Consider the following 22,023-nt stretch of genomic DNA (forward strand, 5'->3'; position numbering starts at 1 on the left):
GTCATCTGCCTCATCGGCGCGATGCTCATCGAGGATGGCCACAGCGATGATCAAAAACTTGTGCTGGCCGCCTACGGCACCTCGCTCATGACCAAAGTCGGCCTCGGCGAACTCGGCATCGACGAACCCCTCGACGACGGCCCGGTCCTCCCGCGCGAAGAACGCATCCAGCAGGTCCTGGCGCACGCCGGGTGACATTTGGCTGAACGGAAGATTCGAACGAATTTCGCCATCGTGTCGTGGTGAGAGTGGTTGATCGCCGTAAGGGTTGCGCGCTGTGTCAATCCCGTGAGTGAATTACTTTCACCGAAAGGACGGTGGGCATGGAGCCCGGTGATCGCAGTGATCCTGGTGGCGGGCAAGACGACAAACCCGCCGAAACCAAGCCCACGGATCCCCTCCGTGGCGCGCTGACTCGGCGGAGCGCCTTGCTCGGGATGGGCGCGGTGGCCGGTTTCGCCGCGGTGGATGTGGGCACGTTTGCCTATGCCGGCGGCTGGCTGCGGCCGGACACCCTGACCCCACCTCGGTTCGCCGATCGCTTCGAACACGTCTACGGGCGCCATGACGGATTCCGGCGAAATCATGCCAAAGGCCTCAGCGCCACGGGATCTTTCGCGAGCACAGGGGCGGGCGCGGCCATCTGCCGCGCGGCGGTCTTCCAGCCGGGCAGCCTACCGGTGGTCGGCCGGTTTTCGCTGGGCGGTGGTCTGCCGGATCAGGCCGACAAGCCCGACACGATCCGCGGGCTGGGGCTGCTGTTCCAGACTACCCAGCAGTGGCGCACCGCGATGGTCAACTTTCCCGTTTTCCCGGACAGCACCCCACAAGGTTTTTACGAGCGGTTGCTGGCGTCCAAACCAGTCCCCGAAACGGGCAAGCCCGATCCACAGAAGATGGCCGCATTCCTCGATCGCCATCCCGAGACGGTCGCGGCAATGAAAATCATCAAGCAGGTAAAGCCCAGTGCGGGATTTGCGGACAGCACGTTTTACGGTCTGAACGCTTTTTGGTTCACCAACGGCGCCGGCGCGGCTGTTCCGGTGCGCTGGTACACGGTTCCGCAGGACGGCGGCGGGCCTGACATCCCGGCCGTCCCCGGGCCATCGCCCAACAAGGACTATCTTTTCGACGACCTCATCCGCACGCTGGCACAGCGGCCACTCAAGTGGCGGCTGGTCCTCACGATTGGTGAGCCGGGCGATCCGACCAACGACGCCACGAAACCGTGGCCGCAATCCCGGCGGTCCATCGACGCCGGCACCATCACCATCACCGCGGTACAGACCGAGGAAGCCGGAAACGCGCGCGACATCAACTTCGACCCGCTGGTGCTACCGGACGGGATCACCGCCTCCGACGATCCCCTGCCCGCCGCGAGGTCAGCCGTGTACGCACGCTCCTTCACCCGTCGCGCCGAAGAGCCCAAGTCGCCCAGCGAGGTCAATGTGGCCCGGGTGCTCTCATGACCGGCGAGACAAACGAAACCGTATCCGCTTCAACGCGTTTTGCCCTCCCGTCGCGGATTCTGCACTGGCTGATGGCGCCGATGGTCATCGCGCAACTGCTCATCGGCGTGACCATGATCGCTTCGTTGAGCTACTACCCGCTGCTTTTGGCAATACACCGGCCGCTGGGGGTGCTGATCCTGGCCTTCGCAGTGGTGCGCCTGGCGAACCGGCTAACCCACCGGCTTCCGCCGTTCCTTGCCACTATGAGTCCCGCCGAACGCCGCATCGCGACGTGGTCGGAATACTTGCTCTACGCATTGCTGCTCGTCCAGCCGCTGACCGGGTGGGCCATGCTGTCGGCGGCGCGATTCCCGATCGTGCTGGTGGGACCACTTCATCTGCCCGGCATCGCACCGCACGACATCGACGTCTATGCGGTGCTCCGGCAGGCTCACAATGTCTTCGCCTTCCTGCTTTTCCTGACGTTTACCGCCCACGTCTGCGCGGTTCTTTTTCACACGCTGGTTCTGCGCGACCGACTCCTTGATCGCATGGCAGTGTGGCCCACCAAACCCGCGGCCCCGCAGCAGGACGAAACCAAGGTGTGACGACAGTTAACGACTCCGCTCACAGTGCGGATCCTCTTGGCCGCCATAGCAAGTCGCCCTCGACACCCGATAGGCCAAACCCGCCGACGTGAGCGCAGCCCTGCCGGGACCACACAATTGTAGCCGTCCACACGGGTGTCATGCGAACATGACCGCGTGACGTACAAAAAGGATCTCACCGGCCTTGTCGTTATTGACCCGTACAACGATTTCATTTCCGAGGGCGGAAAAGTATGGGATCGCCTGAAGGATGTTGCCCAGGCCAACCAGTGCGTTGCGCACATGCGTCAAGTCCTCGATGCCGCGCGAGAGGCGGATATTCGCATTTTCTATGCGCTGCATCGCCGGTATCGCCCCGGCGACTACGAGACCTGGAAGTATGTTGCGCCGATCCAGAAAGCAGCATGGTCACGCAAGACCTTCGAATACGGAACCTGGGGGGGCGAGCTCCGCCCGGAGTTTGAGCCTCAACCGGGCGACATCGTTGCCCAAGAGCATTGGTGTTCAAGTGGTTTCGCCAACACCGACCTGGATTTACTGCTCAAGAAGCACGGCATCCATCGACTCATCGTCATGGGACTCATAGCACACACCTGCCTCGAGGCGACCGTTCGATACGGTGCTGAGCTCGGCTATGAGGTCACGGTGGTCAAGGACGCGACCGCGAGCTACTCGGATAGGGAGATGCATGCCGCTCTCGAGGTCAATATCCCGAACTACGCCAGCGCCATCGTCACTGCAAGAGAAGTGGTCGACGCGATAGCCACTCGCTGACGTAGCACGTCCGACGAGAAAAAGCCCCTGTCCGGCACGGGGTGAACAGCGGTAGCGTCGTGGTCATGCTGATCGCGGCCTTGCGCGACATGCAATGGCGAAGGCGGCGCCTCGTCATCGCTGTCGTCAGCACCGGACTGGTTTTCGCGATGACGCTCGTTCTGACCGGGCTTGCAAACGGCTTTCAAGCAGAGGCCCAGCGAACCGTCGATTCCATGGGTGTCGACGCCTTCGTGGTCAAGGCCGGCGCGACCGGACCATTCCTGGGGGCGACACCATTCGCTCAAGTGGATCTGACCCAGGTGGCCGGTGTGCCCGGTGTCGTGGCTGCGGCCCCACTGACCACCGCGGCGTCGACGATCAGGGATGGCACTGCAACGCACAACGTTATGGCCTTCGGCGCGCCGGAGCATGGACCCGGCATGCCGCGCGTCTCGCAGGGTCGGCCACCGTCGACGCCGGATGAGGTGGCGGTGTCGAGCACGCTGGGCCAGCATATCGGCGACGATCTGCAACTCGGTGGGCGCACATTGCGGATCGTCGGCGTTGTGCCCAATTCCACCACACAAGCGAAGAAGCCCAATATCTTCCTGACGACCGAGGGCCTGCAGCAACTGGCGTACAACGGTCAGCCGTTGATCACGTCGATCGGGATCGTCGGCACACCCCGACAGCTCCCGAACGGCTACCAAGCCGTCGACCGAGCAGGCGGTGTCAGCGACCTGTTGCGCCCGGTGAAGGACCCTGCGGGTGCGATCACGATCATGGCTTTCTTGCTGTGGATCGTGGCGGTTCTGATCGTCGGATCACTCGTGTATCTCTCCACGCTCGAGCGCCTGCGCGACTTTGCAGTGTTCAAGGCGATTGGCGTGCCGACGCGGTCGATTCTGGCGGGGCTCGCACTGCAAGCGGTCGTCGTCGCGCTGCTCGCGGCGGTGCTGGGCGTCATCCTTGCGCAGGTGCTGGCACCTTTGTTCCCGATGAATGTCGTAATGCCCACGCGTGCCTACCTGGCGCTGCCGGTGGTCGCGATTGTCGTCGGTCTGCTGGCCAGCGGCGCTGGACTAAGACGTGCGGTGGCGGTCGATCCGGCGCTTGCGTTCGGAGGTCCCTGAACCGTGGGCCATCTGAGCATTCAAGACCTCGTCGTCGAGTACTCCAGCGGTGGGTACGCTGTTCGGCCGATCAACGGCTTGAGCCTCGACGTGGCGGCGGGGTCGCTGGTGATCCTGCTCGGGCCTAGCGGCTGCGGGAAGACGACGTTGCTGTCTTGCCTGGGCGGCATTCTGCGCCCGAAGTCTGGGGCTATCAAGTTCGATGACGTCAACGTCACGGCACTCGATCGCGGCGCGCTGGCGAAGTACCGGCGCGACAAGGTAGGCATCGTGTTCCAGGCGTTCAATCTGGTGCCCAGCCTCACGGCCATCGAGAACGTGATGGTTCCGCTTCGCGCGGCCGGGATGTCACGCGCGGCCACGCGCCGGCGCGCCGAGGAACTGCTCACGCGGGTCGGTCTGGCCGACCGGATGAAACATCGCCCGGGTGGCCTGAGCGGCGGGCAGCAGCAACGCGTCGCAGTCGCTCGAGCGATCGCGCTGGAACCGCCGTTGATCCTCGCCGACGAACCGACCGCGCACCTCGACTTCATCCAGGTGGAGGAGGTGCTGCGGCTGATCCGCTCGCTGGCGCAGGGCGAGCGTGTCGTGGTGGTCGCGACCCACGACAGCCGGATACTGCCGATGGCCGATCGCGTCGTCGAGCTGGTGCCGACCCGCGCCTCCACGAATCGGCTTCCCGAGACTGTGCAGCTCAAGGCCGGCGAGGTGCTCTTCGAGCAGTGCACGATGGGAGATCTGATCTATGTGGTGTCCGAGGGTGAGTTCGAGATCGTGCGCGAATTAGCCGACGGTGGTGAGGAATTGGTCAAGGTGGCCGGGCCTGGGCACTACTTCGGTGAAATCGGTGTGCTTTTTCACATGCCACGTTCGGCCACGGTTCGCGCGCGAACCGACGCGAAAGCAATCGGCTACACAGCGCAGGCCTTCCGTGAGCGGCTTCCAGTGACGGGCATAAGCGGGCTGATCGGGCGGCACGAGCTTGCCAGCAACTGATCGACGACCTGTCTGCCAGCGCTGTGACCGGCCGAAATATGATCGGCACGATGCGAGCCCTGACCGTGCGCCGTCGCGGTCAGGCACCACAAGGGAGTGGAGAAGTCCATGCCGAACGAGAAGCAGGCAGACCGGATGACGTCGGGCAAGGGATTCGTCGCGGCGCTCGATCAGAGCGGCGGCTCGACACCCAAGGCGCTGCGCCTATACGGCATCGAGGACAACGCGTATACCTCCGAGAAGGAGATGTTCGACCTTATTCACCAGATGCGGTCGCGGATCATCACCTCGCCGGTGTTTTCTGGTGACCGCGTGCTGGCGGCGATTCTGTTCGAGCAGACCATGGACCGCGAGATCGAGGGCGTGCCATCGACCACCTACCTGTGGGAAACCAAAGGCGTGGTGCCGATCCTCAAAATCGACAAGGGGCTGGTGGAGGCTTCCGACGATGTGCAGTTGATGAAGCCGATACCGGGGCTGGACGAGTTGCTGGAGCGGGCGGCGATTAAGGGTGTCTTCGGCACCAAGGAACGGTCGGTGATCGGTGGCGCCAACGTCGAAGGCATCGCCGCGGTGGTCGCCCAGCAGTTCGAGCTCGCACGTCAGGTGCTGTCGCACGGCTTGGTACCCATCATCGAACCCGAGGTCACCATCTCGATCTCGGACAAAGCGCAGGCCGAGGACATCCTGCGCGACGAAATCACCAAGCAACTCGAGACCGTCCCCGACCGAGTCATGCTCAAGCTGAGTTTGCCCACCGAGGTCAACCATTACCGTCCCCTGGTCGAACATCCGAAGGTGATGCGGGTGCTCGCGCTCTCCGGCGGCTACTCCCGTGAGGAGGCCAACGAGCTGCTGGCAAAGAACACGGGTGTGATCGCCAGCTTCAGCCGCGCGCTGACCGAGGGACTTTCGGTCGAGCAGTCCGACGAGCAGTTCAACGCCACACTGGACAAAGCTATCCAGTCGATTTACGACGCCTCAGTCGCCGGCTGAGCCGGGACGTACCAACGGCGCGCCCATTTGGGACCAATGCCCCTGCCGCAACGGTAGTGGAAGTCACTAAATTGGTGTATGCCTTGATGATTCGCATCAAGGCTCGTTACACGGACGTTAACACTGTGTGGCCGCAAAACCACGAAGCAAGGAGTTGCCGTGCCCAGTGAGCGCATGGCCGAACAGTTGAACGGCACCCCGCCCAGCACAGAGGCCGACATCAACAAGCGGCTGGTGGGTTTGCTCGAGCAGGTCGACGGTCTGTTGGCGAGATTGTCGGAGGCGGAGTCATCGTGGTCGGACTGGTTAGCCGTCGTTGCCCCCGAACAGCGGTCGAGCGCGCGAAACCTGGTGCACTATTGGGCAATTCGTCAATTCGATTTGCGGGAACTGCAAACAGGACTGGCCGTGTTTGGGCTTTCGTCCTTGGGGCGCAGCGAATCACATGTTCAGGCCACGCTTTCGGCGGTTCGCTCGGCGATAGCGGCCCTAGTGGACGGGAGGTGGCAGCCGCCCGCACCGTCGGCGGTGCCCATTGAGCAAGGACCGGAGATTTTGCGACAACACACGGTGGATCTGCTGGGGCCCCGCTCGCCGCACCGGAGGACTCGCATCATGGTCACGCTGCCATCGGAGGCCGCGACCGACCCTGACTTGGTTCGCGAATTGGTGCGGCGCGGCATGAACATCGCGCGGATCAACTGCGCCCACGACGACGTGGAGGCGTGGTGCGCGATGGTGCACCACGTGCGCGACGCAGCCGCACGCGCAGGCACCACGTGTCTGGTCGCAATGGATCTGGCAGGGCCCAAGCTGCGGACCGGGCCCCTGGAGCCGGGCCCGCGTGTCATAAAACTGCGTCCGCAGCGAAACGCTCTCGGTCAGGTCGTCGCCCCGGCGCGGGCGTGGCTGACGTCGACCGAGGAACCGACGGACCCGCCCGAACCCGGCATGGCATTGGTCCCGGTGCCACGGCGATGGCTGACCAACCGCGATGCCGGCGATGTGCTGGATTTGCAGGACGCACGCGGATCCAAGCGCCGCCTCGTTCTCCAGGCGCTTGACGAGGGCGCTGACTCGGGCGGATTCGTGGTGACGACGCGCAAAACAACCTACCTGGAAACCGGAACGGCGCTTTATGCCGAAGACGGCGGCGACTCGACCGAAGTGGGCCCGCTTCCGGAGACGGAGCAGAGTTTGGTGTTGCATGCGGGAGACCTTTTGCGGCTGACCCGCGACTGTTCGCCGGCTCCGGTGGACGGCAGCCAAGCCATTCCGCGCATCGGTTGCACGCTGCCCGAGGCTTTCGACCACGCCCATCAGGCTGATGCGGTCCATTTTGACGACGGCAAGATCGGTGGGCGGGTGTTGTCGGTCGACCGCGACGCCATCACCGTGCGCATCGACTATCCGGAGCAGGGGGCAGCCCGCCTGAAGGCGGGCAAGGGCATCAACATGCCCGACACCGACTTGCCGATATCGGCGATCAGCGACCGCGATGTCGTTGACCTGCCCGCCGTGGTCGAACTGGCGGATCTGGTCGATATGTCGTTCGTGCGCACCCCGTCGGATGTCGAACGGTTGCTGGATGAGCTCGATCGGCTGGGTGGCGACAACCTGGGCATCGTTCTCAAGATCGAGACCCGAGGCGCCTTCGAACACCTCCCGCAGCTGTTGCTTACCGCGATGCGCCGGCCCCGGGTCGGGGTGATGATCGCTCGGGGCGATCTGGCGGTGGAATGCGGCTATGAGCGGATGGCCGAATTGCAGGAGGAGATTCTGTGGCTGTGCGAGGCCGCGCACCTACCGGTCATCTGGGCGACGCAGGTGCTCGAGCAGCTCGCCAAGACCGGGCTTCCGTCCCGCGCCGAGATCAGCGATGCGGCGATGAGCGAGCGGGCCGAGTGCGTGATGCTGAACAAGGGGCCGTATCTCGACGCCGCGGTTACCGTGCTCGACAACATCATGCGGCGAATGGCGGAGCATTACTACAAGAACAACGCGTTGTTGCGTCCGCTGCGCTCTTGGTCAGCGGCCCGCCGCTAACGCCCCAACGATGATTTGGGTGGTCAGTTCGGCTCGGCGCCGTGAATATCGTTGCGCGCCAGACAGTATCGGATATACCACGCCGCCGACGATGGCGTCCGCGGCCGACTCGGCGGCTGCCTCATCGACGCCGTCGGCGAGAAGCCGGGCCCGGACGTTATCGTGCAGCGGCGCACTGAACCCGGCGCGAAGTTTGACGGCGGTGTCCTCATGCTCCATGCAGGCGACGGTCAAGATCCGAAGCATGGCCAAGCCGCGGGCGGTCGTCAGACTTGCGACGAGTTTGCGCACCCACCCCACGAGGTCGGCGGAGAGGTCGTCGGTGTGCTCTACCGAAGCCAGAATCTTGTCGGCGTCTTCCAGCATGACATCGGCGACCAGCGCGGGACGGCTCGGCCACCAGCGATATATGGTCTGCTTTCCCACACCGGCCCGGGCGGCGACCGCCTCGATGGTCAAACCATCGAATCCGCGCTCGAGCAGCAACTCGCGCGTGGCGGTGACGATGGCTGTGCGAGACTTCTCGCTGCGGCGCCGGGGCGGATTGGCCCGGGCGAGATCGGTTGGCACCTGGTGATCCTCGTTTCTCAGGTCCGTCGCGACGCTGACCGCCCGGGCGTCGAGCGCGCTTTACATATCCTGACCCGCCCCGTAGTCTGCCACAAGACGAGACGGTTCGTCTTGTAAGTGGGAGGGTAGCAGTCTTCGATGGCGTGTCGTCTCAGCCGCGCGGAGTCGCCGTTATGACGCTAGGGCTGACCCCGGAGCAGCAGGACCTCAGCGACGCCGTTGGCAAGTTCGCCGAGCGGCACGCCCCAATCGCCGCGACGCGCGACAGTTTCGGCGCGCTGGCGTCGGGGCAGCTCCCGGAATGGTGGGATACGCTGGTCGCCAACGGCTTTCACGCGGTCCACCTCCCGGAATACCTCGGTGGACAGGGTGGACGGCTGATCGACGCGGCGTGCGTGCTGGAGTCGGCGGCCAAGGCGCTGCTACCCGGGCCGCTGCTGCCGACGGTGACGGCGGGAGCCGTTGCGCTGCTCGCCGATCCGACACCTGCCGCCGAAGCACTGCTGCGTGATCTCGCGTCCGGCGTACCCGCGGCGGTCAGTCTGCCAGATGGGGGCAACTTCCATGCTCGCGCCGAAGGTCAACAATGGCTGGTCACCGGCGCATCGGACGTCACCTCGGGGGTGTGTTCGGCGCGGCTGATCCTCGTCGGCGCTCGCACCCGGGACGGCGGCGTCGTCTGGGTGCTGGTCGACACCAAAAATCCGACGGCAACGGTCGAATCCGTACCCGGCACCGACCTGGTGACCGATGTCGGGATCCTGCGACTTGCCGAGTATTGCGCTGCCGAGTCGGACGTGCTCATCGGAATCGATCCTGACCGCGCGCTCTGCATCGCCCTGGGGCTTGTCGCCAGCATGACGGCCGGGATCGCGCAGTGGTGTGTCGAAGCGGTTACCGCGCATCTGCGAATGCGAGAGCAGTTCGGCAAGGTGATCGGCACCTTCCAGGCGCTGCAGCACGGCGCGGCGATGCTGCTGGTTAACAGCGAGTTGGGCACTGCGGCTGCGTGGGATGCGGTGCGCGCCAGTGAAGAACCGCTCGACCAGCTTCGCCTCGCTGCGGCCGGAGCGGCGGTGATCGCGATTTCGCCGGTGCCGGATCTCGTGCTCGACGCGCTCACGATGTTCGGCGCCATCGGTTTTACCTGGGAACACGACGTGCACCTGTACTGGCGGCGGGCCACAAGCCTGGCCGCCTCAATCGGCCCGGCCAGCCGCTGGGCCCGCCGCCTGGGCCAACTGACGTGCACCCAGCAACGCGACATGTCGGTCGACCTCGGCGACGCCGAATCCGACTTCCGCTCGTGGGTGGCCGAGACGCTGGATTCGGCACTGGCGCTTCGCAACGATCGGCCCGGACGGCAGGGTGATTACGAAGACTTCGAGACCGGACCGCAACGGACATTGATCGCCGAGGCGGGCCTGATCGCGCCACACTGGCCTCCACCATGGGGACTCGACGCCAGCCCACTGCGGCAGCTCATCATCGACGAGGAATTCCACAAGCGACCTGCGCTGGTCCGTCCCTCGCTGGGCATCGCCGAGTGGATCTTGCCCTCGCTGCTGCGGGCCGCGCCAAAGCACCTGCAGGAGAGCCTGATTCCGCCGACACAACGCGGAGACATAGCCTGGTGCCAGCTTTTCAGTGAGCCGGGCGCCGGCTCCGATCTGGCCGCATTGACGACGCGCGCAACAAAGGTCGACGGCGGCTGGAACATCAACGGGCACAAGATCTGGACGTCGGCCGCGCACCGGGCAGATTACGGCGCGCTGCTGGCGCGCACCGATCCCACTGCGAGTAAGCATCGTGGCATCGGCTACTTCATCGTCGACATGCGGTCCGCCGGGATAGAGATCCAACCGATCAAGACGGCGACCGGCGAGGCGCACTTCAACGAGGTCTTCCTCGCCGACGTCTTCGTGCCCGACGAGATGCTGCTGGGAGGTCCCACCGATGGTTGGGGCCTCGCGATCGCCACCATGGCCGAAGAGCGTTCGGCCATCAGCGGATACGTCAAGTTCGACAGGGCCGTCGCGCTGCGTCGGATTGCGCGGGAACCGGGACCGGACCGCGACGACGCGCAGCGTGCGCTCGGGGAATTGGATGCGTATACCAACGCCATCAAGGCCCTGGGTGTTCGGGAGACCATCCGGTTGCTCGACGGCCAGCCATCCGGGCCGGCGTCGAGCATCGCCAAGGTGGCGATGAACGTGCTGCTGCGACGAACGTTCAAGGCGACGCTGCAGTTGACCGGGAAGTTGGCGATGGTGGCCGACTCCGACCCCGCGGTCGTGCAGCCATATCTGCATTTGCCCGCCGAGCTGCTGGGCGGCGGAACCAGGGAGATTCAGCTGAACATCATCGCTCAGATGATTCTCGGCCTACCCCGAAAGTAGGATAGCGACATGGGATTACGTGGAGAAGCCGCGATCGTCGGGTACGTCGAGCTTCCGCCCGAGCGGCTCAACAAAACCTCGCCCGCGCCGTTTGCCATCGAACAATGGGCCGAACTGTCCGCGGCCGCGCTCGAGGACGCGGGACTTCCGGGCGACGTCGTCAACGGCGTCGTGGCGTCGCACCTGGCCGAGTCGGAGATCTTCGTACCCTCCACGATCGCCGAATATCTGGGTATAGGAGCCAGATTCGCCGAACACGTGGATCTTGGTGGAGCCAGTGCCGCGGCCATGGTATGGCGGGCGGCCGCGGCCGTCGAACTCGGCATCTGCGACGCGGTGCTGTGTGCACTGCCGGCCCGATACATCACGCCGTCGTCCAAGAAGAAGCCCAGGCCCATGGTCGACGCCATGTTCTTCGGTTCGTCGAGCAACCAATACGGCTCCCCGCAGGCCGAATTCGAGATACCGTACGGCAACCTCGGCCAGAACGGTCCCTACGGCCAGGTGGCCCAACGCTACGCGGCGATCTACGGCTACGACGAGCGCGCGATGGCCAAGATCGTCGTCGACCAGCGGGTCAATGCCAATCACACCAAAGGCGCGATCTGGAAAGACAAGCCGCTCACCGTCGATGACGTCCTTGCCAGCCCGGTCATCGCGGACCCGCTGCACATGTTGGAGATCGTGATGCCCTGCGTCGGGGGTGCCGCGGTCGTGGTCGCCAATGCCGACCTCGCGAGACGGGCGCGCCACCGTCCGGTGTGGATCAAGGGATTCGGGGAACACGTGCCGTTCAAGACCCCGACCTACGCCGAGGATCTTCTGCAAACCCCGATCGCGGCGGCCGCCGATACCGCCTTCGCCATGACCGATCTGAGCCGGGAGCAGATGGACATGGTGTCGATCTACGACTGCTACACCATCACCGTGCTGCTGTCGCTGGAGGACGCCGGCTTCTGTGAGAAGGGGAAGGGCATGGAGTTCGTCGCCGGTCACGACCTCACGTTCCGCGGCGACTTCCCGCTCAACACCGCCGGCGGCCAACTGGGCTTCGGCCAGGCGGGACTGGCGGGCGGAATGCACCACGTCTGCGATGCCACCCGGCAGATCATGGGACGCGCCGGCGCGGCCCAGGTTGCCGACTGCAACCGCGCTTTCGTGTCCGGCAACGGCGGGATCCTCTCCGAGCAGACGACGCTCATCCTCCAGGGCGACTGAACGAAGGAAGACTTCATGGCCATCAGCTTTGAGCGTCCGATGCCCGTCAAAACGCCTACCACGGCGCCGTTCTGGGACGCGTTGGGGCAGCATCGGATCGTGATCCAGTACTCACCGTCATTGCAGAGCTATGTGTTCTATCCGCGGGTGCGTGCGCCGCGAACGCTGGCCAATGATCTGGAATGGCACGAGATCTCCGGCATGGGGACGTTGTACTCGTTCACGGTGGCGCGTCGGCCCGTGAGTCCGCACTTTGCCGACGCGGTTCCGCAGCTCTTGGCGATCGTCGAATGGGACGAGGGACCAAGGTTTTCCACCGAGATGGTGAACGTCGATCCGGCCGACCTCAGGGTCGGGATGCGGGTGCGTCCGGTGTTCTTCGACTACCCCGAACATGATGTCACGATGCTGCGTTACGAACCCGCCGATCGGTGAACGTGAAGCTGGCTTCACGCTCGCGGTGAAATCACCGTAATCGTTCGGTCGGAACCGCGTAGCGGTCCTGGTACGTGCGCACCCGGTCACGAACCTCTGCGGCGTCCAGGCCGGTGTCCGACCACGTGTAGCGACCTGCTCCACCATCTCCGGGGTGAGCGGCCAGGAAGTCACGCATCCGCTGTGCTGTCTCGGGTCGCAGTTCGCGGCCCAGTTTCTGATAGATATCCTTGATCGTGGTCCACGGATCGTTCATGAAATCGGTGAACAGCACGTCGATTACGCGGCCGGCGGGGACAGCGCCGCTGTCGCGCAGCGCCATCTCGCGGTCGAGGCCTACGACGATCTCTTCATAGGACTGGGCCGCGCATTCGGCGATGTTCGATTCGTCGCTGCCCATCCGCCGCAGGTGGTGGGTCAGCGCGGCGATTGAAGAGATGACGTTGAGCGGATCGCGATGGGTCTGCACGATCAACGCGTCGGGGTATTCGGCGAGCAGGGCATCGAGGTGCCAGAGGTGCGCCGGCGACTTCAAAAGCCACTGACCGGGAACGCCAGACTGCAGGTGCTGCAGGAAGATCCGGTGAAAGCGGTAGGCCCCGGCATGGTCGGCCTCATACAGCAGCCAGCGGTAATAGCTCGGCAGCCGGTACTGCACCGAAAAGATCATGCTGGTGAACTCGCTGGCCGTGATGCGGACGCACTCCTGCCCGACGAGAGCGCCCATCGGGTGAAATGCCAGGAACCCCGGGATGATCTGCTCGGAGAGTTCGATGCTGGCCTGCGTCTGCGCGATGCGCGGATCGCTGTGATAGGTCTCGGGCTGCGGGACCGGACAGGGCGCGTCGACCTCCCAGGTGAGCGGCGCGCGCAGATCGGGGTCCTGAGCGAGCAGGTCGTAGAGGATCGTGGTTCCGGTGCGGGGTTGGCCGACGATGAAGATCGGCGCAGTGATTGGCTTGCGGGCGATCTCGGGATGTCGCTTACGCCAGGCGATCACATCGAGCCGGTTCTTCAGAGCGCGCATCATGTCGAGGTAAGCGATCTCCACACCGATAGCCGATAGCCGCGCCTCATCGATCAGCCCGTCGGTGAGACGGTGCAGACCGGGCTGCCAGCCGTCCTCGCCGAAGTCGTCGCTTCCCGCTTCCTCGCGGGCGGTTGCGATGAGCCGTTCCGGGTCGAATCGTTCCCGCAGCGTCACGAGCGGTCCTCCCGATGCCGCACGGATACCCTGACGTCGGGCGGGGTCGGCTTGTCCAGCCAGCGCACGACGACGAATCCGCGATGCCGGCCACCCGTGTCGAGCCAATGGCCAAAGCCCAAGTCTTGTCCGGAGATCGCGATACGGACTCGCCCGTCTGGCTCCGGTTGCACCCCGCGATTGGTCACCGAGCTGTGCCGGCGGCGCGGCTCCAAGCACTCATGCCAGATGTTTTCCAGCGTGACGTTCCAGTACCGGGTGTCGGGTGGCTCGATGTCGAGCACGAGCGCCTGGCCGGGATCCAGCCGGAAGGTGCCCATCATGTACAGGTTGTCGGGGGTGGTGTCGGCCGCACCCAAGTCGGCCGCCTCGGCTGTCAGCAGCGTGTTCGGGCTGTGCAGCAGCTCTGGCTTGATGGTGCGGTGCAGGGTGGTGAGCTTCATGAGCGACCATGCCATCGCGGTGAACTGGTCGGCGAGTTCGGTGTCGGACAGCGCGGTCACCGGGTCGGGGTCCAGGGCCTCGATCCGCATCGTGGCCAACTCCTCGGAGGCGGGATCGCCGATGTACTCCCGGACGACCACCGACGATGCGTCGGCGGGGATCTGCACCCACTGCGCGCCGGCGAGATCGGCAGGTTCGGCGGGTTCCTCTGACGACAGCACCAGTGCGAATTCGCCGGAGCTGAGAGCCAGATCGGCGTAGCCGACGTAATTGGACATTCGCCGCGGAGTCAGGCCGGTGCCGGCGAGGATCTGAAATCCGAGGTAGGCCGTTGTGCCCCGGGTACCGGTGATCCGGTAGCGCCGATCGCCGCGGATCATCGCCAGGAAGTAGTTGCCGTCGGGATTGGGCCCACCGATCATCCTTGTGTCCGAACACATATCGAAGAACACCGGGCGGCCGGGGTCGGCCTCGACGGACATCTGCGAGCACAGCGACGACACTCGTGCGATGACCCGTAGCCCTTCGAGGAGTTCCCGCTCGGATTCGGCATCCTCGGTCACGATCGTGGTGACGTCGGCCAGCATCTGCCGAAAGAACTGCCACGCAGCACGAGCCTTCGGGGCGACTTGATCGCCCGGCTCCGGCGCCTGGTTTTGAGTCATAGTCTCATGCTTAGACTATGACTCACCATTTTGGTAGCGATGGGTCCGAAAGGGCTTGGCCGCGATAGCGGTCGCCTGACGCAACTACATTTGCGCCCAAACGATTTTCGTCTGGAGATAGGTGTCGAGGCCGGCCTTGCCGGACTCGTAGCCCCAACCGGATTGCTTGTAACCACCGAAGGGCATCGAGTGGTCGAACTGCATCTGGCAGTTCAGGCCAATCGTTCCGGCCTTCAACCGCTTTGCAATCCGGTGCGCCCGGCCGAGGTCTTTGGTCCACGCGGTGGCGGCCAGTCCGTAGGTGCTGTCGTTGGCCAGCGCGACGGCTTCGTCGTCGTCGTCGAACGGCAGAATCGTGACGATCGGCCCGAAGATCTCCTCCTGGAACAGCCTGCTCGTGGTCTTGACGCTGGTGAGCACGGTTGGGTGGACGAAGTATCCGCGCCGGTCGATCCGCTCGCCACCGCTGACGACGTCGACGCCGTCGGACTTGCCCACGTCGATGTAGCCCAAGACGCGGTTGAGCTGCTTCTCGCTGATCAGCGGGCCGACCATGACGCCTTCTTCCTTGGGGCCACCCAGCTTCAGGTTCTTGCCCATCCTGGCGATGCGGTCGACCACCTCCTCGTAGACGCCGCGCTGGGCGAAGATGCGGGATCCGCAGACACACGCCTGGCCGGAGTGGATGAAGGTGCCGAAAGACGCGACCGCGGTGGCGATGTCCAGATCGGCATCGTCGAAGATCACCACCGGCGACTTGCCGCCGAGTTCCAGCGTGACCTTCTTCAGGTTGCTCTGCGACGACGCCGCCACGATTGCGCGGCCGACCTCGGTGGATCCGGTGAAGGCGACCTTGTCGACGTCGGGGTGCGCGGTGATGGCCGCACCAGCGGTGTGACCGTAACCCAGCACCATGTTGACGACGCCGTCCGGCACTCCGGCCTCGGCCAGGATCCTTTCCAGCACCAGCGCCGACAGCGGGGTTTCCTCGGCGGGCTTCACGACGCTGCTGCAGCCCGCGGCCAGCGAGGGCGCCAGCTTGGCGCAGAAATTGAACACCGGGCCGTTCCACGGGAAGATCAGCCCCACCACGTCGTACGGTTCTCTCAAGGTGTAGGCGTGCTGATGCGTGTCGATGCCGGTGAGTCCGCTGGCGTTCACGTCGGTCGCGATGCCCTCGATCTTGGTGCACCAGCCCGCGTAGTAACGGAACCACTCCGAACCAACGTTGACGATCATCTCCGCCTGGCTGGGCGGCATGCCCGCGTTCAGAGCTTCCAGCTCGGCGAGAATCTCCTTGTTCTCGTCGATCAGATCGGCGACGCGCCAGAGCACCTTGGCCCGCTCGCTGGGGGGCATTTTCGTCCAGACAGCCGACTCGGAAGCGGCTTTCGCACGTGCGACCGCGTCGTTGACCGCCTCGATACCGCAGTCGGTGAACTCGGTGAGATGTTCCTCGGTGGAGGGATCGATGATCGGAATTACTTCGCCCGTACCGGGTCGTTTACGGATCTCATCCAATACGTCTTGCACCGTCATTGGTGTCCTCCTGGCCTTTCCGACGCCCTCGAGCGGCTCATTCTTGAACGGACCGCAAGGCGAAGGTTATGCGCTTAACCCGCGGATGTCCATGGCCACACTACGTCTATAGAGAAGGTCTACGGGGAACAGGGTCCGGGGCTAGGTCGACGAGCGCACGATGAGGTGGGAAATGTCGGTTGGCTCAACGGCTGGTGGGGTTGCGAGCCCCAACCGTTCGAAGACGGCGGCGACCGCCGCGTCGGCGACCGCGCGCGGGTCGAATTGCACCGTGGTCAACGGTGGGGTGCTCACCGCACCCATCGGGCTCGCGTCGACGCCGATCACCGCGAGGTCGCGCGGGCAGTGCAGCCCCGCTTCGTGAATGCCGTACAGGACAAGGCAGGCGATCTCATCGCTTTGCGCGCAGGCGGCGGTCACGCCGTCCTGCACCCACCCGGTCACCACGTCCGCGGCGTTGTCCACGGTGATCTCGGCGACGCGGATGGGCGGGAGGTCACGCAATCGTGCCGCGCGCGAGACGCCTTCGAACCAGTAGTCGCCCAGTGCGCGCCATCTGGCGATCCCGGTGTAGGCAAACGCGATCCGTCGATGACCACGCGAGACGAGATGTTCGACCCGCATCTCACCGACCGAGAGGTGTGGGTCTCCCAGGGCCGGCAGCGTCCCGATCTCGACGTGCGGTATGCCCGCCGTCTCCAGCGCGCTCGAGGCGGCACCGCTGAGCGGGAAGAGGCTCGCGACCGCGACGGGGTCGAGATTCCCGATCGCATCGACGACATGCTGATCGTCCTCGGTCTCGAAGATCTGTACCTGAAGCAAACCTTGACGCGCCAGTTCTGTGGTCATCCGACTGCCGGCTTGCATCGGCATCTCGCCCACCGCCACTTGTGGAACGACGTACAGGACCACACCGCTCTTGCCGCGGGCAAGATTGCGCGCGGCAAGGTTGGGTCGATAACCCAATAGCTTCGCCGCGCGGTGGACCGCCTCCCGGGTTTGCGCGGAGATCCGCCGGCCCTCAGCGTCGTTCAGCACATAGCTGACCGTCGCGGTCGACACGCAGGCCAATCGGGCCACATCAGCGGTGGTGGGTCGCACAGCTTTGTTCGTGGTCAACCCGCATCCTTCCAGGCCGGGCCATGCCCCATGGTGGCATGCGACGGCGATCCGCGGCGTGCGATCCCGCGATCCGGCGGCCGGGGCGGCAAGGGCCGGGCGCTCAGCCACCTTCCGGTGGCACGAAATGACCCGTGCGGTAAATGCGACTAATAGTCAGTGAAAAAACAGCTGCCATGTGGGTTTGGTGGATATGGCCGTAGGCACGGCCTTTCGTCGTGCACCGATTAAAGGCGTTCTGCCTTCACCATTGTAGGGCAGCTCATCTGGATAGCCGGGACAGGCAGTACGGCGGAACCGACGCGTAGGGCGCGTGCGCAAACGGGACGCCCCCCGCCGTTGACACTGTGACCGACGTCATTATCTACTAGTCACCACATCGTCAGGCTAGGAGTGTGGCATGAACAAGGACGATCTGATCCTGATCAGCGTGGACGATCACATCGCCGAGCCGGCCGACATGTTCGACGCGCATGTCCCCACCAAGTACAAGGACCTCGCGCCCCGGGTGGTCATCGAACCCGACGGCATCCAGCAGTGGTATTACGGCGAAGTCCGCGGCCGCAATATGGGACTGAACGCCGTCGCAGGCAAACCCCGCGAGATGTACAACATCGACGCGTCACGCTACGACGAGATGCGGCCGGGCTGCTTCAACGTCGACGAGCGGGTCCGCGACATGAACGCCGGCGGCCAGCTGGCGGGTCTGAACTTCCCCAATTTCACCGGCTTCTCGGGCCAGGTCCTCAACCAGGGCCCCGACCGCGACGTCAATCTGGTGATGATCAAGGCCTATAACGACTGGCACGTCGACGAGTGGTGCGCGGCCTATCCGGGCCGGTTCATTCCCTGCGGGATCCTGCCCCTCTATGACGTGAACGAAGCCGCCAAGGAAGTCAAACGGCTGGCGGACAAGGGCTGTCACGCGGTGACGTTCTCGGAGAACCCGGAGGCGTTGCAAATGCCCAGCATTCACACCAAGTACTGGTATCCGCTGTTCGAGGCCGTGTGCGAGAACAAGACGGTGCTGTGCACCCATGTCGGCTCGGCGTCCCGATCTCCTATGGTGTCGACGGACGCCCCGCCCAGTGTGCAGATGACGGCGTCATCGATGATGAGCATGTTCACCTTCACCGAGTTGATCTGGGCGCAGTTCTATGCCGACTTCCCAGACATCAAGTTCTCGCTCACCGAGGGTGACGTCGGCTGGATACCGTACTTCCTCTGGCGGGCCGAGCACGTCTTCAACCGTCATTCGGGCTGGACGCTGGCGACGTTCCCGCCGGGCTACAGCGGACCGACCGACGTGTTCAAGCGACACTTCTACACCTGCTTCATCAGCGACAAAGTCGGTGTGCAGAACATGGATTGGTTCAACGAGGACATGCTGTGCTGGGAGTCCGATTTCCCGCACTCCGACAGCAACTGGCCGTTCGCGCCCGAGGACATCATGGAGACCATGGGCCATCTCGACGGCTCGGTGATCAACAAGATCACCCACGAAAATGCCATGGCCGCCTACTCGTTCGATCCGTTCCGGTACATCCCCAAGGACCATGCCCGGGCCGGTTACCTGCGCGCCCAGGCCACCGATGTCGACGTCGTCACGCACGTCGGCCGCCAGGCCAGCCAGCGTGACCGCGACGCGTGGACCCGGATGACGCAGTTCGCGTTGCAGGCACAGGGAGCTGGTCAGTCTCAGGGTCCGGTCACGGCCGAGGCCAGCGGTATCGCCGGGCGCGCCACCACCCTGGGCAACTGAACGTGACAGCCCAGGCGCCGTTCGCGGACTGGCGTGTGCTGGAGTTATCCAACGGCATCGCGGTGTCCTACTGCGGAAAGATGTTCGCCGATGCGGGCGCCGACGTCGTGAAGATCGAATCCGCGCAAGGCGATTCGCTGCGTGGCTGGTCCGCCGGTGCTGGGGGTCCGACCGGGGCGTTGTTCGGCTATCTGGCCGCGGGCAAGAAGTCCGTGGTGCAGCGCGACCGCGCGGAGATCACGGCGCTGCTGGCCGGTGCCGACGTCGTGCTCACCGACCTGACCGACGGTTGGACGCTCGACGACATCACGGCTCACACCGGGCCGTCGGCGGTAGTGGTGGCCGTGACACCATTCGGGACCACGGGTCCCTACGTCGATGAGCAGGTGGTCGCCAACGAGTTCATCCTGCAGGCGTTGTGCGGCTCGATCGCCGGCCGAGGCTGGCCCGATGACGAACCCGTACAGGCGGGAGGCCGGCTCGGTGAGTGGCTGGCGGGCACCTGCGCGGCCGCGGTCGCCGCCGCCTGTGCCCGGCGTGCCGTACGAGGTGGCCCGGGCGAAATCGTCGACCTCTCGACGTATGAGGCGATGGTGGTCGCGATGGGCGGTCTGTCCACCATGTCGGCCAGTGTGTTGGGGGCGGATTCCCTGCTGCATCAACGCAGTCTGGAACTGCCGTCAATCGTCCCTACCGCCGATGGCATGGTCGGCTTCTGCACCATCACCGCACAGCAATTCCAAGACTTTCTGGCGCTTATCGACCGCGCCGATCTGATCGACGACGCCGACCTGGCGTCGTTCGCCGGGCGAGCCGAGCGCCGCGACGAGTTCCTCGGCATGGTCACCAAGTGGACGGAGGCCCGCACCACCCAAGAGATCGTCGATCTCGCGGTGGCATTCCGAATCCCGGTGGCCCCCATTGGAACCCCCGCCACGCTGCCGCAGGTCGATCACTTCCTACAACGCGGAGTATTCGTAAAGTCCGAGTTCGGGGCGCGTGCGCCGCGGGTGCCGTATCGCAGCGACGCGATCGCGACCAGGCCACCCCGCCGGCCTCCACTGCTGGGCGCCGACAACGGACGCGTCCACTGGCCACCGCGAGCCAACCGCCCGCGTCTCGCTGCCGCCGACGCACTTCCGCTGTCCGACATACGAGTTACGGACCTCACCGCATTCTGGGCCGGACCCGTCGCCACCCAATTCCTGGGCTCACTTGGCGCCGATGTGATCAAGCTCGAGGGAGTTCGTCGGCCGGACGGTTTGAGGTTCGCCGGTGGCCGCCCGCCCACCTGGGACCTGTGGTGGGAGTGGGGCCCGGTGTTCTTGTGCAGCAACAACAACAAGCGCGGCGTCAGCCTCGAACTCAGCACGGAGGCGGGACGGGCCGTCGCGCTGGAGCTCATTGCCGCAAGCGATCTCGTCCTCGAGAACTTCTCCCCGCGGGTGATGGAAAACTTCGGCCTGGAATGGGACGCCGTTACGGCCGCCAACCCCCACGCCATCATGGTCCGGATGCCGGCGTTTGGCCTCGACGGCCCATGGCGCGACCGCGTTGGGTTCGCGCAGACGATGGAGCAGGCGACGGGAATGGCCTGGATGACCGGACACGCCGACGGCCCACCGGTGATCCCGCGCGGCGTGTGCGATCCGATAGCGGGGCTGCACGCCGCCTTTGCCGCCGTCGCCGCGCTGGTGATCCGCGATCGGAACGAGACCGGGATGCAGGTCGAATCGACCATGGTTGAGTCGGCGCTGAACGTGGCCGCCGAAATGCTGGTGGAGTACTCGCGCAACGGAATCGAGATGCGCAGAAACGGAAATCGGGGTCCCGGTGCGAGCCCCCAGGGCGTGTACCGCTGTGCGGGTGACGACGAGTGGGTCGCGCTCGCGGCGATGGACGACGACGCCCGTGTCTCGTTGGCCAGGATCATCGCCCGGCCCGAACTGGGACCGGACGAGGCCGGGTGGCGAGAGCGGGCCGACGAAATCGACAAGCTGATCTCGGACTGGTCCGCACGGCGCTCGGTGGCCGAAGCGGTCGACGCGTTGCGCGCCGGCGGGGTGGCGGCAGCGCGCGTCACGGCACCCGCAGCCCTGCTGAGCGACCCACAGCTGCTCGCCCGCGGCTTCTGGGAGACGGTCGACCACCCGGTTGCCGGCACCTTCTTGTGCACCGGGATGCCGTTCGCATTCGTCGGGAAGCAACGGCGCTGGATTCGACGGGTACCGCCGTTGTATGGCCAGCACACCAGCGAAGTTCTCAGGGGCGTCCTGGGGCGCGACGAACAGGATCTGGTCGAATTGCGCGACGCGGGGGCCACCAGCACACGCCCGGCGGGATTGTGACATGGCGGTCACGCTGTGCGTCCCGCCGCGCGCCGGCGAGCTATGCGCACCGGTGCGCTTCCTGATGCGCCAAGACTCCGTGGTGATGGAACTGACCGCCCGGCACCGGATCACCAGCGTCGAGTGGGACGAGAGCCAAGGCGCGGTAGCGATGGTCGTCGAGATCACCGACCCGCAGACGGCACGGCCGATAGACGTGCGAATCGACGTGGTTGATGCGGGCGCGGCGCAGCCGGAGGCACGTGCGACGACGATCGGCACCATCAGGCGTGACGGGCGAGAATACGACGTCGTGGGCACCTATCTCGGCGTCGTCGCAGACGAAAACTGAAGC

General features: G+C 65.0%; 18 protein-coding genes and 1 pseudogene. 14 read left to right on the top strand and 5 right to left on the bottom strand.

From position 1 onward, the window contains the following. From ACLP4W_RS11705 to ACLP4W_RS11740, 8 genes and pseudogenes are all read left to right on the top strand, one after another. Positions 1–195 (top strand): annotated as a pseudogene (locus ACLP4W_RS11705) (phosphotransferase family protein); the annotation flags it as partial. Between the two features lie 128 nt (positions 196–323). Further along, positions 324–1,469, top strand: a complete 1,146-nt coding sequence (locus tag ACLP4W_RS11710) for a catalase family peroxidase (RefSeq protein WP_442386288.1) — start codon at positions 324–326, stop codon at positions 1,467–1,469. Further along, positions 1,466–2,059: a cytochrome b gene (locus ACLP4W_RS11715; protein WP_442386289.1), complete on the top strand. Its 594-nt coding sequence runs from the start codon at positions 1,466–1,468 to the stop codon at positions 2,057–2,059. Before ACLP4W_RS11710 ends, ACLP4W_RS11715 begins: the two co-directional genes overlap by 4 nt. A gap of 156 nt (positions 2,060–2,215) precedes the next feature. Continuing rightward, entirely contained in the window at positions 2,216–2,833 is a 618-nt protein-coding gene (locus tag ACLP4W_RS11720; RefSeq protein WP_442386290.1) for a cysteine hydrolase family protein, read from the top strand. Between the two features lie 65 nt (positions 2,834–2,898). Further along, a complete protein-coding gene (locus ACLP4W_RS11725) occupies positions 2,899–3,948 on the top strand; it encodes an ABC transporter permease (protein ID WP_442386291.1) in 1,050 nt (349 codons plus the stop codon). 3 nt (positions 3,949–3,951) lie between these two features. Then, positions 3,952–4,944, top strand: a complete 993-nt coding sequence (locus tag ACLP4W_RS11730; protein ID WP_442386292.1) for an ABC transporter ATP-binding protein — start codon at positions 3,952–3,954, stop codon at positions 4,942–4,944. A gap of 108 nt (positions 4,945–5,052) precedes the next feature. Next, complete coding sequence (locus ACLP4W_RS11735; RefSeq protein WP_442386293.1) at positions 5,053–5,940, top strand: fructose bisphosphate aldolase; 888 nt, start codon at positions 5,053–5,055, stop codon at positions 5,938–5,940. A 174-nt stretch (positions 5,941–6,114) separates the two neighbouring features. Then, positions 6,115–7,986, top strand: a complete 1,872-nt coding sequence (locus ACLP4W_RS11740; RefSeq protein ID WP_442386371.1) for a pyruvate kinase — start codon at positions 6,115–6,117, stop codon at positions 7,984–7,986. Here the strand turns inward: ACLP4W_RS11740 and ACLP4W_RS11745 are convergent. After that, a complete protein-coding gene (locus ACLP4W_RS11745; RefSeq protein WP_442386294.1) occupies positions 7,969–8,556 on the bottom strand; it encodes a TetR/AcrR family transcriptional regulator in 588 nt (195 codons plus the stop codon). The genes ACLP4W_RS11740 and ACLP4W_RS11745 overlap by 18 nt on opposite strands. A gap of 173 nt (positions 8,557–8,729) precedes the next feature. Here ACLP4W_RS11745 and ACLP4W_RS11750 point away from each other — a divergent pair, with 173 nt between their 5' ends. Genes ACLP4W_RS11750 through ACLP4W_RS11760 form a run of 3 tightly spaced genes read left to right on the top strand, consistent with a single transcriptional unit; the run spans position 8,730 to position 12,608 of the window. Next, the gene (locus ACLP4W_RS11750; RefSeq protein ID WP_442386295.1) at positions 8,730–10,955 is read left to right on the top strand and encodes an acyl-CoA dehydrogenase; all 2,226 of its coding nucleotides are present in this window, start codon (positions 8,730–8,732) and stop codon (positions 10,953–10,955) included. A 9-nt stretch (positions 10,956–10,964) separates the two neighbouring features. Next, positions 10,965–12,173, top strand: coding sequence for a thiolase family protein (locus ACLP4W_RS11755; protein WP_442386296.1), 1,209 nt, complete (start codon positions 10,965–10,967; stop codon positions 12,171–12,173). A gap of 15 nt (positions 12,174–12,188) precedes the next feature. Continuing rightward, complete coding sequence (locus ACLP4W_RS11760; RefSeq protein WP_442386297.1) at positions 12,189–12,608, top strand: Zn-ribbon domain-containing OB-fold protein; 420 nt, start codon at positions 12,189–12,191, stop codon at positions 12,606–12,608. 31 nt (positions 12,609–12,639) lie between these two features. Here the strand turns inward: ACLP4W_RS11760 and ACLP4W_RS11765 are convergent, their stop codons facing one another. The 4 genes from ACLP4W_RS11765 to ACLP4W_RS11780 form a co-directional block, all read right to left on the bottom strand. Next, entirely contained in the window at positions 12,640–13,812 is a 1,173-nt protein-coding gene (locus ACLP4W_RS11765; RefSeq protein ID WP_442386298.1) for a sulfotransferase family protein, read from the bottom strand. Beyond that, positions 13,809–14,921 carry a DUF1214 domain-containing protein gene (locus ACLP4W_RS11770; RefSeq protein ID WP_442386299.1) on the bottom strand — a complete coding sequence of 371 codons (1,113 nt, stop codon included), beginning with the start codon at positions 14,919–14,921 and terminating at the stop codon, positions 13,809–13,811. The genes ACLP4W_RS11765 and ACLP4W_RS11770 overlap by 4 nt, the downstream gene beginning before the upstream one ends. Before the next feature lie 84 nt (positions 14,922–15,005). After that, a complete protein-coding gene (locus ACLP4W_RS11775; protein WP_442386300.1) occupies positions 15,006–16,460 on the bottom strand; it encodes an aldehyde dehydrogenase family protein in 1,455 nt (484 codons plus the stop codon). A gap of 141 nt (positions 16,461–16,601) precedes the next feature. Further along, positions 16,602–17,579 (bottom strand): LacI family DNA-binding transcriptional regulator, encoded by a 978-nt coding sequence (locus tag ACLP4W_RS11780; protein WP_442386301.1) that lies wholly within the window; start codon positions 17,577–17,579, stop codon positions 16,602–16,604. Positions 17,580–17,979: 400 nt separating this feature from the next. Here ACLP4W_RS11780 and ACLP4W_RS11785 point away from each other — a divergent pair, with 400 nt between their 5' ends. From ACLP4W_RS11785 to ACLP4W_RS11795, 3 genes are read left to right on the top strand one after another with little or no spacing between them, the layout of a single operon-like run. Further along, positions 17,980–19,341, top strand: a complete 1,362-nt coding sequence (locus ACLP4W_RS11785) for an amidohydrolase family protein (protein WP_442386302.1) — start codon at positions 17,980–17,982, stop codon at positions 19,339–19,341. 2 nt (positions 19,342–19,343) lie between these two features. Continuing rightward, complete coding sequence (locus ACLP4W_RS11790) at positions 19,344–21,689, top strand: CoA transferase (RefSeq protein ID WP_442386303.1); 2,346 nt, start codon at positions 19,344–19,346, stop codon at positions 21,687–21,689. A 1-nt stretch (position 21,690) separates the two neighbouring features. Then, positions 21,691–22,020, top strand: coding sequence for a hypothetical protein (locus ACLP4W_RS11795; RefSeq protein ID WP_442386304.1), 330 nt, complete (start codon positions 21,691–21,693; stop codon positions 22,018–22,020). Positions 22,021–22,023 lie beyond the last annotated feature (3 nt).

It is taken from the genome of Mycobacterium sp., assembly GCF_052145595.1.
Lineage (GTDB): Bacteria > Actinomycetota > Actinomycetes > Mycobacteriales > Mycobacteriaceae > Mycobacterium.

What these genes read in the sequence shown, in the direction of transcription:
- ACLP4W_RS11750 (WP_442386295.1), top strand. Translation starts at nt 8,730, where the DNA reads ATGACGCTAGGGCTGACCCCGGAGCAGCAGGACCTCAGCGACGCCGTT.
- ACLP4W_RS11770 (WP_442386299.1), bottom strand. Translation starts at nt 14,921, where the DNA reads ATGACTCAAAACCAGGCGCCGGAGCCGGGCGATCAAGTCGCCCCGAAG.
- ACLP4W_RS11740 (WP_442386371.1), top strand. Translation starts at nt 6,115, where the DNA reads ATGGCCGAACAGTTGAACGGCACCCCGCCCAGCACAGAGGCCGACATC.
- ACLP4W_RS11775 (WP_442386300.1), bottom strand. Translation starts at nt 16,460, where the DNA reads ATGACGGTGCAAGACGTATTGGATGAGATCCGTAAACGACCCGGTACG.
- ACLP4W_RS11710 (WP_442386288.1), top strand. Translation starts at nt 324, where the DNA reads ATGGAGCCCGGTGATCGCAGTGATCCTGGTGGCGGGCAAGACGACAAA.
- ACLP4W_RS11785 (WP_442386302.1), top strand. Translation starts at nt 17,980, where the DNA reads ATGAACAAGGACGATCTGATCCTGATCAGCGTGGACGATCACATCGCC.
- ACLP4W_RS11760 (WP_442386297.1), top strand. Translation starts at nt 12,189, where the DNA reads ATGGCCATCAGCTTTGAGCGTCCGATGCCCGTCAAAACGCCTACCACG.
- ACLP4W_RS11795 (WP_442386304.1), top strand. Translation starts at nt 21,691, where the DNA reads ATGGCGGTCACGCTGTGCGTCCCGCCGCGCGCCGGCGAGCTATGCGCA.
- ACLP4W_RS11755 (WP_442386296.1), top strand. Translation starts at nt 10,965, where the DNA reads ATGGGATTACGTGGAGAAGCCGCGATCGTCGGGTACGTCGAGCTTCCG.
- ACLP4W_RS11715 (WP_442386289.1), top strand. Translation starts at nt 1,466, where the DNA reads ATGACCGGCGAGACAAACGAAACCGTATCCGCTTCAACGCGTTTTGCC.
- ACLP4W_RS11725 (WP_442386291.1), top strand. Translation starts at nt 2,899, where the DNA reads ATGCTGATCGCGGCCTTGCGCGACATGCAATGGCGAAGGCGGCGCCTC.
- ACLP4W_RS11735 (WP_442386293.1), top strand. Translation starts at nt 5,053, where the DNA reads ATGCCGAACGAGAAGCAGGCAGACCGGATGACGTCGGGCAAGGGATTC.